13 protein-coding genes are annotated in these 15,426 nt (G+C 41.5%); 5 read left to right on the forward strand and 8 right to left on the reverse strand.

The genetic code is table 11. From position 1 onward, the window contains the following. Nucleotides 1-6: 6 nt before the first annotated feature. On the forward strand, nt 7-738 hold the full coding sequence (locus SNE25_RS17520; protein WP_321560290.1) for a ThuA domain-containing protein: 732 nt from the start codon (nt 7-9) through the stop codon (nt 736-738). 70 nt (nt 739-808) lie between these two features. On the opposite strand, the gene SNE25_RS17525 is transcribed toward SNE25_RS17520, so the two are convergent. The 4 genes from SNE25_RS17525 to SNE25_RS17540 all read right to left on the reverse strand — a co-directional run bounded on the left by SNE25_RS17525 (nt 809) and on the right by SNE25_RS17540 (nt 4,607). Beyond that, entirely contained in the window at nt 809-2,068 is a 1,260-nt protein-coding gene (locus tag SNE25_RS17525; RefSeq protein WP_321560291.1) for a nucleoside permease, read from the reverse strand. Between the two features lie 160 nt (nt 2,069-2,228). After that, nucleotides 2,229-2,831 (reverse strand): bifunctional nuclease family protein, encoded by a 603-nt coding sequence (locus tag SNE25_RS17530; RefSeq protein WP_321560292.1) that lies wholly within the window; start codon nt 2,829-2,831, stop codon nt 2,229-2,231. Nucleotides 2,832-2,856: 25 nt separating this feature from the next. Continuing rightward, nucleotides 2,857-3,834, reverse strand: coding sequence for an electron transfer flavoprotein subunit alpha/FixB family protein (locus SNE25_RS17535; protein WP_321560293.1), 978 nt, complete (start codon nt 3,832-3,834; stop codon nt 2,857-2,859). Nucleotides 3,835-3,869: 35 nt separating this feature from the next. Further along, on the reverse strand, nt 3,870-4,607 hold the full coding sequence (locus SNE25_RS17540) for an electron transfer flavoprotein subunit beta/FixA family protein (RefSeq protein ID WP_321560294.1): 738 nt from the start codon (nt 4,605-4,607) through the stop codon (nt 3,870-3,872). 45 nt (nt 4,608-4,652) lie between these two features. Between SNE25_RS17540 and SNE25_RS17545 the strand changes: the two genes are divergently transcribed. Together SNE25_RS17545 and chrA are read left to right on the forward strand one after the other, a co-directional pair. Further along, nucleotides 4,653-4,994 (forward strand): tetratricopeptide repeat protein, encoded by a 342-nt coding sequence (locus SNE25_RS17545; protein WP_321560295.1) that lies wholly within the window; start codon nt 4,653-4,655, stop codon nt 4,992-4,994. 124 nt (nt 4,995-5,118) lie between these two features. Beyond that, nucleotides 5,119-6,318, forward strand: coding sequence for a chromate efflux transporter (gene chrA, locus SNE25_RS17550; protein WP_321560296.1), 1,200 nt, complete (start codon nt 5,119-5,121; stop codon nt 6,316-6,318). Nucleotides 6,319-6,473: 155 nt separating this feature from the next. Here chrA and dnaB read toward each other — a convergent pair whose 3' ends face one another. Continuing rightward, complete coding sequence (gene dnaB / locus SNE25_RS17555) at nt 6,474-8,039, reverse strand: replicative DNA helicase (RefSeq protein ID WP_321560297.1); 1,566 nt, start codon at nt 8,037-8,039, stop codon at nt 6,474-6,476. A gap of 328 nt (nt 8,040-8,367) precedes the next feature. Between dnaB and rlmB the strand changes: the two genes are divergently transcribed. After that, nucleotides 8,368-9,141, forward strand: a complete 774-nt coding sequence (rlmB, locus tag SNE25_RS17560; RefSeq protein ID WP_321560298.1) for a 23S rRNA (guanosine(2251)-2'-O)-methyltransferase RlmB — start codon at nt 8,368-8,370, stop codon at nt 9,139-9,141. Between the two features lie 137 nt (nt 9,142-9,278). Here rlmB and SNE25_RS17565 read toward each other — a convergent pair whose 3' ends face one another. After that, a complete protein-coding gene (locus SNE25_RS17565) occupies nt 9,279-10,364 on the reverse strand; it encodes a mannose-1-phosphate guanylyltransferase (protein ID WP_321560299.1) in 1,086 nt (361 codons plus the stop codon). A 246-nt stretch (nt 10,365-10,610) separates the two neighbouring features. On the opposite strand from SNE25_RS17565, the gene recQ reads away from it, so the two are divergent. Next, nucleotides 10,611-12,803 (forward strand): DNA helicase RecQ, encoded by a 2,193-nt coding sequence (gene recQ / locus SNE25_RS17570; protein ID WP_321566231.1) that lies wholly within the window; start codon nt 10,611-10,613, stop codon nt 12,801-12,803. A 53-nt stretch (nt 12,804-12,856) separates the two neighbouring features. Here the strand turns inward: recQ and SNE25_RS17575 are convergent, their stop codons facing one another. Both SNE25_RS17575 and SNE25_RS17580 read right to left on the reverse strand, forming a co-directional pair. After that, nucleotides 12,857-13,507 carry a carbohydrate-binding protein gene (locus SNE25_RS17575; RefSeq protein WP_321560300.1) on the reverse strand — a complete coding sequence of 217 codons (651 nt, stop codon included), beginning with the start codon at nt 13,505-13,507 and terminating at the stop codon, nt 12,857-12,859. Then, a complete protein-coding gene (locus SNE25_RS17580) occupies nt 13,504-15,405 on the reverse strand; it encodes an OmpA family protein (protein WP_321560301.1) in 1,902 nt (633 codons plus the stop codon). The genes SNE25_RS17575 and SNE25_RS17580 overlap by 4 nt, the downstream gene beginning before the upstream one ends. Nucleotides 15,406-15,426: the final 21 nt, after the last annotated feature.

Consider the following 15,426-nt stretch of genomic DNA (forward strand, 5'->3'; position numbering starts at 1 on the left):
AATAACATGAAACAAAAATTAAAATATCTATTAATTGTATGTCTTTTGGTAGCCGCCGGAGCGCAGGTTTGGGCCAAAGGGAAAGCTAAAGTATTGGTGTTTAGTAAAACAGCAGGCTTTCACCATAACTCCATTGCTGTTGGTGTACCTGCTATTATAAAACTTGGTCGGGAAAATAATTTTGACGTTGATACTACTACCAATGCCGAAAAGTTTACCACGGCCAATTTAAAACAATATGCAGCAGTTATATTTTTAAGTACCACCGGCGACGTTTTGAATGATACCCAGCAAGCTGCTTTTGAGCAATATATTAAAGCAGGCGGCGGATTTGTAGGTGTACATGCGGCTACGGATACCGAATATGATTGGCCGTGGTATGGTAAACTGGTTGGCGCTTATTTTAAAAGCCATCCAAAACAGCAGGAAGCTACCCTGAATGTGGTTGACCGTAATTTTATTGCCACTAAACACTTACCTGCAACATGGAAAAGATGGGACGAATGGTATAACTACAAATGGATAGCGGATGACCTGCACGTACTGATCAAGATTGATGAGAAAAGCTATACCGGAGGAGAAAATGGTGACAATCACCCTATGAGCTGGTACCATGAATTTGATGGCGACAGGGCATTTTATACCGAACTCGGCCATACCGATGAATCATACGCCGATCCTTTGTATCTAAAACATTTGCTGGGCGGTATACAGTATGCCATCAGCGGAAAGAAATAAAAATATAATAACAGTAACAGAAAAGCCGGTTTAAACCGGCTTTTCTGTTTATAAAAATATTTAGTGTAGTTTATGCGTGCTGTATAGCATGTTTAAGCGCCGCGTTATGTTTATAGCGAAATACAAACGGGAATATAATAGAAATTACCAGGGCATATCCGGCAAAAGTAAGCCATATACCATGCCAGTTTTTGCTATGATCGGGCATAGTGAAAAACTTATCGATGATCATACCGCTCGCGATACTTCCAAAAAAAGCACCAAAGCCATTTACCATCATCATAAAAAGCCCTTGGGCACTGGCTCTTATCTCCGGAGTAGTCTGGGTTTCTACAAATAAGGAGCCTGAAATATTAAAGAAATCAAAGGCCATACCATAAACAATGCAGGAACCGATGATCATCCAAAGGCCACTGGCTGGATCTCCAAAGGCAAATAAACCAAATCGTAAAACCCAGGCCAGCATGCTAAACAGCATTACATACTTGATGCCGAATTTGCGTAGGAAGAATGGGATAGCCAGGATAAACAATATTTCAGATACCTGGGATATAGACATAATGATAGCGGGGTATTTTACAGCTATGGTATCTTTATAAGCAGGTACATTGGCAAAATCATGTATATAGGTATCGCCATAAGCATTGGTAAGCTGCAGAGCTGCTCCCAACAATAGCGAAAAGGCAAAAAATATAGCAAACTTAGGGACTCTAAATAAGGTAAAAGCTTTTAAACCTAATTGTTCAACAAAGGATTTATGAGCGACTTTGCCTAAAAGAGGGGGGGCTTTGGGTAAGGTAAACGAATAAATACCCAATGTAAGGGCCATTGCCGATGAAATATAGAATTGATTGGCCGAAGTTTCGTTATGAGTAAGGCTCACAATCCACAAGGCCGCAATAAAACCAATCGTTCCCCATATACGGATAGAGGGATAGGCTTTTACAATATCCTTATCGCTGTTTTTTAAAGCCGAGAAAGCTACGGTTATAGATAATGACAAGGTTGGCATATAAAAGACCATATTCAATAGCATCACCCAGAAAAAAGTAAATGGATTAGTTACAAGCGGGAGCGAAAATAAGGTCATTGCTCCTAAAATATGCATCACGCCATACAACTTTTCGGCATTTATAAAGCGGTCGGCAATAATTCCCGCAAGGGCAGGCATGAAGATTGCCGAGATACCCATAGTTGAAAAAATAGCTCCGAAATGCTCACCCGACCAATGTTTATTCTGAAACCAGTATACTGCGATAGTGAGTAGCCACGATCCCCAGATAAAATATTGCATGAAATTCATCAGTATTAAGCGGAACTTAATATTCATAAGGCACCTGGTTTAAATAATTTTAGTCAGTGTTAAATTAAAAATGGAAAGTAGTGAAATAAATGTAAATCAAAAAGATATAATCAACAGGATTTATTGAATTTGAGTAAAATATCTATTTGACTAATGTGGAGTTGAGCAACTATTTATTTGTATAAAATCAGGATGCTTTACGCTTGTTTAATTCGTCGCGTATTTTGGCAGCTTTTTCGTATGATTCTTCTGCCAGGGCTTCCTGTAATTTGGTTTTGAGCTCGTCGATACTTAAAGAGGCAAAACCACTGCCCACTGTTGAACCTACGGTTTTTTCCTCCGGTGTTTCGTTGATATTTTCAAGGTAAACAAAATCATTACCCTCAATTACGATACCCGCGGTAGAAAGTATAAATTCGTAAGTGAAAATCGGGCAATCGAATCTAACCGCCACAGCTATAGCGTCGGACGTGCGGGCATCAATTTCAACCGTCTTTTTCCCGTCATTGCAAATCAGTTTGGAATAAAATATTCCGTCGACCAGATTATAGATAATGATCTCCTGTACCTCTATCTGGTAGGCTTGTGCAAAACTCTTGAACAGATCATGCGTGAGCGGGCGGCTTGGAGTCATTTTTTCTATTTCGATAGCTATAGCCTGAGCTTCAAAACTGCCTATAATTATAGGTAACCTGCGGCGTCCGCTTACCTCGCCTAAAACTAAAGCATAAGCGCCTGATTGCGTCTGACTGTATGACAACCCTACAATATCAAGCTTAATTTTTTTCATGTTATTACCCATCGCACCTAATAATTTATGCTGAAGCTTTATATTCTTTTACGGCTGCTATTAATTTAGGCACTACGTCAAAAGCATCGCCAACAATACCATAATCGGCAACTTTGAAAAAAGGAGCCTCGGGGTCTTTGTTGATAACCACAATAACTTTCGAAGAACTGATGCCTGCCAGGTGTTGTATCGCACCTGAAATTCCTATTGCAATATACAAATTTGGACTAACAGCAATGCCTGTTTGTCCAACGTGTTCACTATGCGGGCGCCAGCCGGCGTCTGACACCGGTTTTGAGCAGGCTGTAGCCGCGCCCAACAGCGAGGCAAGTTCTTCTACCATTCCCCAGTTTTCAGGTCCCTTAAGGCCGCGTCCTGCAGAAACAACAATTTCGGCGTCGGGTAATGATACTTTATCGGTTGAGCGTACAATCTCCTTGATCATAGCTTTAAAGTCCGAATCTTTTGTTTCAGCAGTAAAGTCTTCAACCTGGGCTGTTTCACCGGTTTCTGTAACTTTATAGGAGTTAGGTACCAGGGCAATAACCTTGTTGGCTGATGTTAGCTCAACAACAGCAAATGCTTTGCCAGAAAAAGCGGTTTTTTTAACGGTGAACTTACCACCATCCTGCTGAGGTAATGCTACCGCGCCATCGGCAACACCGGCCTCCAGCTTTACACCTAATCTTGGTGCTAAGCCACGGCCCGAGAATGTGTTGGATAACACCACAATATCAGCGCTGTGTTTTTTCGCAGCTTCGGCGATAATGGATGCATAAGCCTGGTTTACAAAATTTTTGAGCTTTTCGCCTGAAACGTTAAGCACTTTTTCGGCGCCATATTTACCCAGGGCGGCCAGTTCAGCGGCGTCAACGTCGCCTATAGAGATAGCCACAAGGCTGGTATTATTTTGATTGGCAATGGCCCGGGCGTAGGTTACGGCTTCAAAAACTGATTTTTTGAATTTTCCACCGGCATTTTCCGCATATATTAAAACTGACATATATTATGTGTTTCTTGAAATCGATTTGAATTTATTTATATAACACGAGCTTCGGTGTGTAAAAGCTCAACCAGTCTGGCGGTATCATCAGCAGGTACAAGTTTTACCTGTCCGCGTGGGGCTGGAGTTTCATAACTGAGAACCTCAGAAAATGTTTTAGCCTCAACAGGTTCAACAACAGTCAGTGGTTTAGTGCGCGCAGACATGATACCACGCATGTTTGGTATTTTGGGTTCGGCAACGCCCTCGGCAGTGCCTGCTACAAAGGGGAAGGGGATGGTAAGTGCTTCTTTGCCGCCTTCAATTTCGCGTTCTACAGTAGCGCTGCTATCATCGGCGTCTAATTTTTTGATGATGGATACTGATGGAATATCCAGCAGTTCGCCCAGCATACCGGCAACTTTTGAGCCATTATAATCGATAGACTCGCGTCCGGTCAAAATAAGGTCGAACGGGTTTGCTTTTACGTACTGGGCTATCTGATAAGCCACATACCAGGCGTCGTGCGGTTTCGCATTTATACGTACCGCGTCTGTTGCGCCAATAGCCAGCGCTTTACGGATTGTGGCTTCTGTATTTACCTCGCCAACATTTATTACCGTTACAGAACCTTTACCGCCATCAGTAAGTTCAATAGCACGTGAAAGGGCTATCTCGTCATAAGGGTTTAGGATAAACTGAACACCATTTGTATTAAATTGGGTGTTGTTATCTGTAAAAGTTATTTTTGTGGTGGTATCAGGAACATTACTTACACATACCAAGATCTTCATATCAATAGGTTTTTGCAAATTTAATTAAAAAAGATAGAGTTTAAAATGGAGTTGAGCAGATTAGATAAGCTACTGGAATTTATAAAAAATGAGCCGGAGGATGAGTTTTTAAAATACGCTCTTGCTACGGAATATCTGCGTCTTAATCAGGCAGATAAGGCCCTGATTTATTATGAAGATCTGACCACGAATCATCCAGACTATGTGGGTACTTATTACCACTTAGGTAAATTATATGAGGCGTTAAACCGTAAGGAAGACGCTATAAATATCTACGAAACAGGCATGAAAGTGGCAAAACAGAAACGCGACAACCATGCTTTTTCGGAGTTACAAGCTGTTTACAGACAGGCTATGGGAGTTGAGGAAGATGATGACGATTATTAAATAGTTCATAGATCATAGTTGGTGTTTCATGGTTTGGATGGGGTAATTTTTATCGACACTCATTATTAAACTAATACTTACTGCTATGAACAATGAACTATTAACTGTGAACTAACTATTATTAATGAAAAAACGACATCTTCTGTTTCTACGTGATGTTTTCATTTATACATTTACCGCATTTGGCGGCCCGCAGGCTCATATAGCCGTTTTGCTGCGCGAATTTGTTGAAAAAAGGCATTATATAACCGAAAGTGAGCTGATGGAGCTTAATGCGTTATCGCAGGTTTTGCCCGGTCCGGCATCTACGCAAACATTGGTTGGTATAGCCTGGAAGGTAGGCGGGCTACGCTTAGCCCTTATTACCTTTCTGATATGGATACTGCCTTCGGCTACCATAATGGGGTTAGCTGCCATCAGTTATAAAATGTTTGCCAATCAGGCTAAATTTTCACATATCATCAGTTATGTTCAACCCATTGCTGTTGGGATTGTGGCTTATGCTACTTACACATTTGCAAATCGGTTTTTAAAAACAAGGGTAAGCACCATGCTGGCTATTGGGTCGCTTATTTCAACACTTATTTTGCAAAATGCTTATGCCTTCCCTTTACTCATTTTATTAGGGGGCATCATCTCGTCGGCTATGGAAACCCAGCAACAGGAAAACGAACTGCGGGTTAAGCTATATGCTAATGTAAATCCTAACAAGGTAGCCTATTTTATCGGGATACTATTGTTTTTTGCGGCATTAGGTGCCATCATTAACCAAACATCGCCATTTAGCTTACCGATACGTTTATTTGAAAATTTTTACCGTAACGGCATACTCATATTCGGCGGCGGACAGGTCATGGTACCTTTAATGTATACGGAGTTTGTGGAGGTTAAACATTACCTGAGTAATTCTGAATTCCTGTCGGGTTATGCGTTGCAACAAGCGCTGCCCGGTCCTACATTTTCGTTTACTTCTTTTTTGGGCGGAATTACTTTAGGCAACAAAGGTTTTGGCGTAGGCGGGCAAATAATCGGCAGCCTTGTAGCCGTTATTGGTGTAAACACTCCAGGATTGATACTTATTTTATTCATTGTACCTTTTTGGGAAGATCTGAAAAAAATTACCCGTATTAAGAATTCTCTGAGCGGTATAAATGCGGTTTCTGTTGGTTTTATGGCTACAGCCTTTATTTTACTGGTAAGGCCGTTTGGCGGTAACTGGCTTGCTTATGGCTTAATGGCAGGTACTTTTGCGTTGTTGCATTTTACCAAAATAAAAACCCCGATAATTATCATCATCGGGATACTGTTGGGGCTATTCTTTTAAGCCCCCCAGCCCCCTAAAGGGGGAGTTCTTGATGTGCAGATATGCAAATTTCAGATGTGTAAATGATTTTATAAAAAACATAAAGCCGGGCTTCTTTGAAGTCAGGCTTTATGTTACAATGGGTATCAAAACTCCCACTTTAGGGGGCTGGGGGGCTAAAACGGCGGTTCATCATCAATGTCATCCATACGCGACGGACGAATGATGAAGTTGCTCTGTTTCTCAAAATCCTGTGACGGGGCCAGGCCAGAGAACGCATTACCCGAAGCAGGAGGGAAGCCTTCCACGCCTTCTTCAAGGTTGGCGAACTTAACGTATTTGCCCACAAATTTTAATCGTACCGTACCGGTTTCACCGTTACGGTGCTTGGCTATAATTACCTCACCTACATTATTGGTAGGGTTACCATCTTCATCTTCTGTTAAACCATAGTATTCCGGACGGTACAGGAACAGTACCATATCCGCATCCTGCTCAATTGAACCAGATTCACGTAAATCCGAAAGCATTGGTCTTTTGGAGTTACCTGGCCTGGTCTCAACCGCACGGCTCAATTGGGAAAGTGCTATTACCGGTACATTGAGTTCTTTAGCTACCGATTTTAAAGCCCTTGATATACTACCAATCTCTTGCTCACGGTTACCGCCGCCGGCTTTACCTTCGCCTTTCCCATGCATTAACTGCAAGTAGTCGATAATGATGAGCTGTATATCATGTTGCGATTTTAACCTACGGCATTTGGCCCTGAACTCGAAAATATTGAGGGCAGGTGTATCATCAATAATTAATGTAGCTTGTTCAAGACGGCCAATTTTAGAGTGGATTTGCTGCCATTCCCATTCTTCCAGTGTGCCTTTACGAATCTTTTCCTGTTCAATTTCTGTTTCACCGGATATTAAACGGTTAACCAACTGAACGGATGACATTTCGAGCGAGAACACCACAACCGGTTTATCAAAATCAACCGCCGCGTTACGGGCACAGCTTAGCACGAATGCGGTTTTACCCATCGCAGGGCGGGCAGCAATAATTACAAGGTCAGATTTTTGCCAGCCGGAGGTCATACGGTCAAGATTGGTAAATCCTGAAGGTACACCTGTTAAACCATCCTTTTTATCTTTGAGGGCCTCAATATCCTTTAATGCTTCATGAACCAGGTCGTCCATTTTACGGGCATCCCGGCGCAGGTTACTTTGTGCAATTTCAAATAGGTTTTTTTCTGCCCTGTCTAAAAGGTCAAGTACATCAGATGTATCCTCATAGGCGCTTTGAATTACATCAGTAGATATCCTGATCAATTCGCGCTGGATAAACTTTTGTATGATGATACGGGCGTGAAACTCAATATTAGCAGCCGATGCCACACGGCTGGTAAGTTCAGTGATATAATATGCACCACCAATCATTTCCAGTTCGCCCTGCTTGCGCAGTTCGGCAGTAACGGTAAGAATATCAACCGGTGATGATTTTTCAAACAGCTGTTTGATGGCTGCAAATATTTTCTGATGGTTATCGCGATAAAAAACTTCGGGTTTCAGAACGTCGATAACTGAAGATAAGGCATCTTTTTCGAGCATGAGCGCGCCCAAAACGGCCTCCTCCAGATCGGTGGCCTGGGGTGGTAGTTTACCCAGTCCGCCATAAGGGGTTGGATTAGTTATTCGGCTTCGACGGTCGTTGGTATTGGGCTTGTTTTGCAGGTTATCGTTCTCGAAAATCATAAGTTGACAAAAATATACAAAATTAGTTTCGATTTGTTTAGTAAAGCGCTAACATGCCTTTTTTAGGCCCAACTCAAACATTAACAACAACATAAATTTGAGTATTTATTAATTAACAGTTTGTGTTAAGTATCAATAAGTAATTAACACCCGATGTTGGTAATGTGTTAGTAATGTAAGTTAAGTATTGATAATCAAATTATTAAACAAATGTGGATAAACATTGCGATTGTTAATTATTTATAAAAAACCAAAATGCCTCAACAGTTCAATAAGTGCTTAATCAATTAATATAGCTACTTTTGGCAAAATATTAGAGCTTTTAGAAATGACATTTAATTCAAGACCCCAGCGCGAAAGTAACCAGATGGTTTTTGGCATCAGGGCTATTATGGAGGCCATTACCTCAGGAAAAGAAATAGAGGCTTTGTATGTCCAACGGGGCATTGGCGGTGGTTTATCACAGGAGTTAAAAGCTCTTTTAAGCGAATATAATATTACAGCGCAGCAGGTACCGGTTGAAAAGCTCAATCGTCTTACAGCCAAAAATCACCAGGGTGCTGTCGCTTTTATTTCACCAATAGTTTACCAGAAGATTGAAAACATTATTCCAGAAATATTTGAAAAGGGGGAGGTGCCGCTCATATTGGTTCTGGATTCTATTACCGATGTACGCAATATGGGAGCTATTGCCCGTACAGCGGAGTGCGCTGGTGTACATGCCATTGTTATCCCGGCCAAAGGCTCAGCTCAAATAAATCCGGACGCTATAAAAACATCGGCGGGGGCCCTGTATAAGATCCCTGTTTGCAGGCATGATAATTTTATGCAAACCGTTAAGTTTTTGCAGGAATCGGGCCTACAGTTAGTTTGCTGTACCGAAAAAACACAGGACGATATTTATAAACCTGATTATACCGCCCCAACTGCCGTAATCATGGGCTCGGAAGAGGATGGTATACGCAATGAAATTATCCGCATTGCTGACTACTTAGCCAAAATACCAATGTTTGGTGAAATTGAATCACTTAACGTATCTGTATCCACAGGAATTATACTTTACGAAGCTATAAGGCAACGCGTCGCCCCCCCAACCCCCTAAAGGGGGAGCTTTTTGATTTGTAAATGTGCAGATTTCAGATGTGCAGATATTAAAACAACAAAGCCCGATTCCTAAAAAACCGGGCTTTGTTGTTAAATAGAATTTTTAAAAAGCTCCCCCTTTAGAGGGCTGGGGGGTTAAATATACTTAGTACCGAATTTGCTTTTCACATCGGCCACTACTTGTTTTACATTCTGTTCCTGGTCGCGAGGGCATACCAGCAGGGTGTTGTTTGATTCTACCACGATGTAGTCATGCAGCCCCTGCAATATCACCAGCTTTTCGCCCGGTACATTTACCATACAGTTCGAGGAGTCATACATGATCACTTTTTCTGAAGGGATCACCGCATTGCCCACATAATCCTTTTCAGCCAGGTCATAAATGGAGGCCCAGGTACCCAGGTCGCTCCAGCCAAACTCCGAGGGCAGCACATACACATTGTCTGCCTTTTCCATTACACCATAGTCTATCGAAATATTGATGCATTGCTGGTACGCTTTATGGATATAGGCTTTCTCCTCTTCGGTGTTATAAACCGGACGGGCATCGGCAAATATCTCGTGCATTTCGGGTAAATGCTGGCCAAAGGCCTTCACGATCGCCTCGGCCGACCATACAAAGATCCCCGCGTTCCATAAAAAATCCCCGCTTTGTAAAAACGTTTTGGCTATCTCCAGCGTGGGTTTCTCGGTAAAGGTTTTTACCTTATGAAAATCATGGTGGATCACCTGGTCGGTGTACTGGATATAGCCATAGCCCGTATCCGGCCGCGAGGGTTTAATGCCCAGGGTGATCAGGCAGTCATTTTCGGCCGCTGTCTGCAGGGATTTGTCAATGGCGCTTACAAAGGCTTCCTCATCCAGGATCTGCTGGTCTGAGGGGGCTACCACAATAACGGCATTGGGGTTAAGGCGTTCTATTTTAAAACAGCCATAGGCCACACAGGGGGCTGTATTACGCATGACCGGTTCGGTCAGTATCTGCTGGTCGGTTAACTCCGGCAGCTGGCTTTTAACCAGTTTGGTATAGTTTTCATTCGTTACTATATAGATGTTCTCCTGCGGGCAAACTTTCAGGAACCTTTCGTAGGTGTTTTGTATCAGCGTTTTGCCTGTGCCCAATATATCTATAAATTGCTTCGGGTGGGATGATCGGCTAATTGGCCAGAAACGGCTCCCAATCCCTCCCGCCATTATGATCGCATAATTGTTTTTATTCATCTGTGTAAAAGAGTTATTATTTGGTTTAGCCAGGGCAAAAGTGTACAATAATCTGTTAAATAAGTATTAAATAAAACTAAATAATTACTTAGCCATTTTGTTCGCAATTTAAATGCGTTAAATAAACAAATTGTTTTTCATTCAATAATCATATTAGTATAAAATTAAAAAGTAAATCCATCGTTTATTCATTAAATTTTGTTACTTTAAACTTTTAAAAATAATACTACATCACGTTAAACAATGATAGAAACTAAGAAGTCGCTATTTGATAATCTCCAGAATTTTTTCGGATTCGACAACTTTAAGGGGGAGCAAGAAGCGATTATAACTAACATACTGGCGGGCAACGATACCTTTGTTATTATGCCTACCGGTGGTGGTAAATCCATGTGTTATCAGCTGCCTGCATTAATGAGTGAAGGCACTGCCATAGTAATTTCACCACTGATAGCCCTGATGAAAAACCAGGTAGATCAGTTAAGAGCTTTCGGAGGCTCTGATAGTATAGCCCATTTTTTAAATTCATCCCTTACCAAATCAGAGATAACCCGGGTTAAGGAAGACGTTTTAGGCGGAAAAACCAAGTTATTATATGTTGCTCCCGAATCATTGACCAAACAGGAGAATATTGATTTTTTGAGGCTCAACCAGGTTTCATTTGTAGCCGTTGACGAGGCGCACTGTATTTCTGAATGGGGACATGATTTCCGACCGGAGTATCGTAAAATACGGCAGGTAATTAGCAATATCGGCGAGAATATTCCTATCATCGCATTAACCGCTACAGCTACTCCAAAAGTTCAGCAGGATATACAAAAAAACCTGCAAATGAACAATGCAACTGTTTATAAATCATCATTTAACCGTTCCAATCTTTTTTATGAGGTGCGTGCCAAACGAAACGTAATAAAAGAGATTGTAAAGTTTGTAAGGCAAAACCAGGGAAAATCAGGCATTGTTTATTGCTTAAGCCGTAAAAAGGTAGAGGAGGTTGCTGAAGCACTTAACTTGAACGGTGTGAAAGCATTGCCATATCACGCCGGTTTAGATCCTAAAGTTCGTGCGGATACACAAGACAAATTCCTGATGGAGGATGTTGATGTAATTGTTGCAACGATAGCCTTTGGAATGGGTATTGATAAACCCGATGTGCGGTATGTTATACATCATGACGTGCCTAAAAGCATGGAAGGCTATTATCAGGAAACCGGCAGGGCTGGCCGTGATGGTGGCGAAGGCGTATGTGTGGCTTTTTACTCGGAAAAAGATATAGATAAGCTTCAGAAGTTCATGAAGGACAAACCCGTTTCTGAACGCGAAATTGGTACCCAGATATTAAAAGAAGTTATTGATTACTGCGAATCATCAGTATGTCGCCGTAAACAGTTGTTGCACTACTTTGGTGAAAACTTCAATGAAGCCGGCTGTAACAATATGTGCGATAACTGCTGCGGTTCAAAAGATCATTTTGATGGCGAGGAGCATCTGCACAGAGCGTTAAGCCTGATCAGGCATATCGGCGAAAAATTTGATGATCATCATATCATCAGTATATTGATGGGTGAGGAGAATGCCCAGATCAAGAATTATCAGCATGACCTGCTCGATTATTACGGATCGGGTAAAGAACAAGGCAAAAACCTCTGGAACTCTTTACTAAGGCAGGCTTTACTCAATAACTATCTCTCAAAAGATATTGATCAGTATGGCTTACTGCGATTAACCAAGTCTGGTAATAGCTTTATTGATAACCCACATAGCATCCGCTTTATATTAAACAAGGTTATTGAGGCTACTGATGACGATGATGATGCAGACGGCCCAAAACAGGGCGGCGGCGCATTGGATGCCCAGTTACTGCAAATGCTGAAAGAGCTGCGCAAAAAACTGGCCAAGCAAAAGGGGTTACCTCCGTTTGTTATATTTCAGGACCCGTCGCTTGAGGAAATGTGTACGCATTATCCGGTTACCACCGAAGAGTTAAAACAGATTTCGGGAGTAGGAGCAGGCAAAGCATTGAAGTTTGGTAAACCGTTTACCGATCTGATACAAAAATATGTGGATGATAACGATATTGACCGCCCTGTTGATATGGTGATCAAGAGTGCGGCCAATAAATCTGCCCTTAAGGTGTTTATTATTCAAAATATTGACCGTCACCTTAACCTTGATGACATTGCGGCCTCTAAAGGACTTACCTACGAGGAGATATTGAAGGAGGTAGAGACTATAGTTAACTCTGGTACAAAACTTAACCTGAACTATTATATTGATGAGGTGATGGACGAAGATAAACAGGACGAGGTGTTTGATTACTTCCGTACTGCCGAAGCCGACTCTATTGATGACGCGCTTGCTGAATTGGGTAATGATGATTATACCCGCGAAGAGGTACAGTTGATGCGTATCAAGTTCATATCCGAAATGGGAAATTAAAATCGAATTTTCATAAATAGAAAGCCTTTAGATTAATTACTTCTGAAGGCTTTTTATTTAAACTCTAAATAGTCCAAATTCATATTACCGTTGGCTACAATGTGTACGGTAATCATATGAACCCCCTTTTTTAGATTTATTGTAGTTAGGGAGTCGGATCTGTTCCAGTGGTGCCATTGCCGCCATTTAACTGTATCCCGGTCATCGTGGGTGGAAACTATCTTCAGGTCTTTTGCAATAGTCTTGCCATCCAGATCAAGCGCAATGGAGCCATCACCGTTAGAGGTATACATTACACCAACTCGGTAATTTCTTGATTCGTTTACATTTACAGTGTATTTAATCCATTCGCCAGGTGCTGTCCAGCCCACGTACAGCTGATCCATTTTTGGCGGTACTACATTATGCGGATTATTATCAATACTGTCATGTGCTTTGGTGTAAGATATATCTACCCCTTCGCGCATCCTGAATTCATTTAAAAATGTTCCGTTAGCCGGGTTTAGTTTGCCGCTGCCATTATTAACGCTATCGGTGTCATGATAGGCAATACCTTCACCACCGGTATTGTAATATTCACATTCTATTCTGCCGGGTATTTGCTGTATTTGATTTTGCCATGGTTTACCAGAGGTGCTAAGCATATGATTAACTGAACAGGAAACAAATACAATTGCAATAATACCGGCTAATGCTTTTCTCATTTTGAAATGATCTTAAATTCTGTCCTGCGATTTTTGGCGCGGTCTTCATCACTATCATTCGGGGCTATAGGCTGCGTTTTACCATAGCCTTTATAAATCAAACGGGTAGTAGCTATTTTATTATTTATAAGATATTGATATACGGATTTTGCCCGGTTTTCTGAAAGGGTTTGGTTGATTTGGTCGGCGCCCACATTGTCTGTATGGCCTGATATTTCTATATGCACGGTTGGGTTTGCTGTTAAAAACTCTATCAGTTTTAATAGCTCCGATTTAGATTCTGCTTCCAGATCAAATTTATTGGTGTCAAAGAATATGTTCTTGAGTATTACTTTATTACCCACTTCAATTGGCGATAGTGATACGGAAACGGTGAACGGGGTTTTGGTTTTATAACCAATCAGCGAAAAGTTCTCTGAATAAAACAGATATCCGCTTTTTGAAATATTTAAACCATAATTTTTGCCTGATGTTATAGTTGCCAGAAAGCTCCCGTCTTCTAAATTGGTATAATCCTGATAAACAGGTTGATTGCTTTGCAGGTCAATAATCTCTACAGCCGCCTCTAATGGCTCTTTGTTCCTGGAATCATTTACGTTGCCTTTTACATAGATCACTACATGCGGCCTTACCTTCACGGGCAATTCAAAAGTATAAATGTCATATCCGCCATAGCCATTTAAATTGTTTGAGGCAAAAAACGCATAGTTGCCGTTTGCTGTTAGGGTAAGCCCATTTTCGTCGCCATTGGAATTTATGGGATATCCTAAATTCTCGGGTTTTTGCCATTTACCATCCTTACCCAGGCGGCTTACAAAAATATCCTTATTACCTAAGCCCGGCCATCCGTTTGAACTAAAATAAAGGGTACTATCATCGGGGTGAATAAATGGTGATTGTTCATCATAAGAGGTGTTTATATTAGGCCCCAAGTTTTCTGGCTGGCCCCAGCCTTTATCGGTGAGGGCTGATTTCCATATATCATAACCTCCATAACCTCCGCTACGGTTACTTACAAAATACAATGTTCGTCCGTCTGCACTAATAGACGGCTGTGATTCCCAACCTGAAGTGTTTACAGGGGGGCTAAGGTCAAAGGGTTTTGCCCAATCGTTGCCCCTTTTTCGCGCTATGTAAATATCGCATCTGCCCAAACCATCGGGGCGGTTACAGCCTGTGAAAAACAAGTATTTGCCGTCTTGCGATATAGATTGCGCACCTTCATTATACTGCGCGGTATTAATCTGATCGCTAAGGTAGCTGGCTGTTTGCCATTTGCCCCCATTGTTAAGGCTTTTATAAAAATCTTCGTTATTGTTAATCTTACGTGTAAATATCAACATGCTTTCGTCGGCCGTGGCAACGGGCAGGTATTCATCATTTGCGGTGTTAATCTCCGGTCCCATATTAATGGGTTTAAAAGCTACCGGGTGCTGAACCGCCTGGATGCTGAACTTTGCATCATTGATCAGTTTTTGAGCGTATGTGTTATTTTGAGGGGTAATATTAGGGAAGGTTAAATATTTTTCGAGATGCTGTTGAGCCTGAGCGTACATCGCCTCATATATTTCACTTTCGCCAATTTTAAGATAGACTGCACGACTAAATTCAGGATTAAGTGCAATGACCCTTAAATAATGTTCAATAGCTTGCTTGTAGTAATGTTTTAAACGCGATACATCGGCCAATTGAGCTTGAGCCTCAATGAATCTTGGATCTTGTGTAACGGCTTTTTTGAGGTTGGAGATCGCGTCATCGTAAGCATGGTCATCAATGTCCTGGTGGGCTTTATTATAATAGTTTACAGCCCCCTTATCATTAGTACTGTAAGGTGTTTGCTGTGACCATGCCGAAATAGATAAAAAAATTGATAAAACCGAGATGATTACAATTTTCATCTGTTGTGATACGATAATTAT

The sequence above is a fragment of the Mucilaginibacter sabulilitoris genome (genome assembly GCF_034262375.1).
GTDB classification, from domain to species: Bacteria; Bacteroidota; Bacteroidia; order Sphingobacteriales; family Sphingobacteriaceae; genus Mucilaginibacter; species Mucilaginibacter sabulilitoris.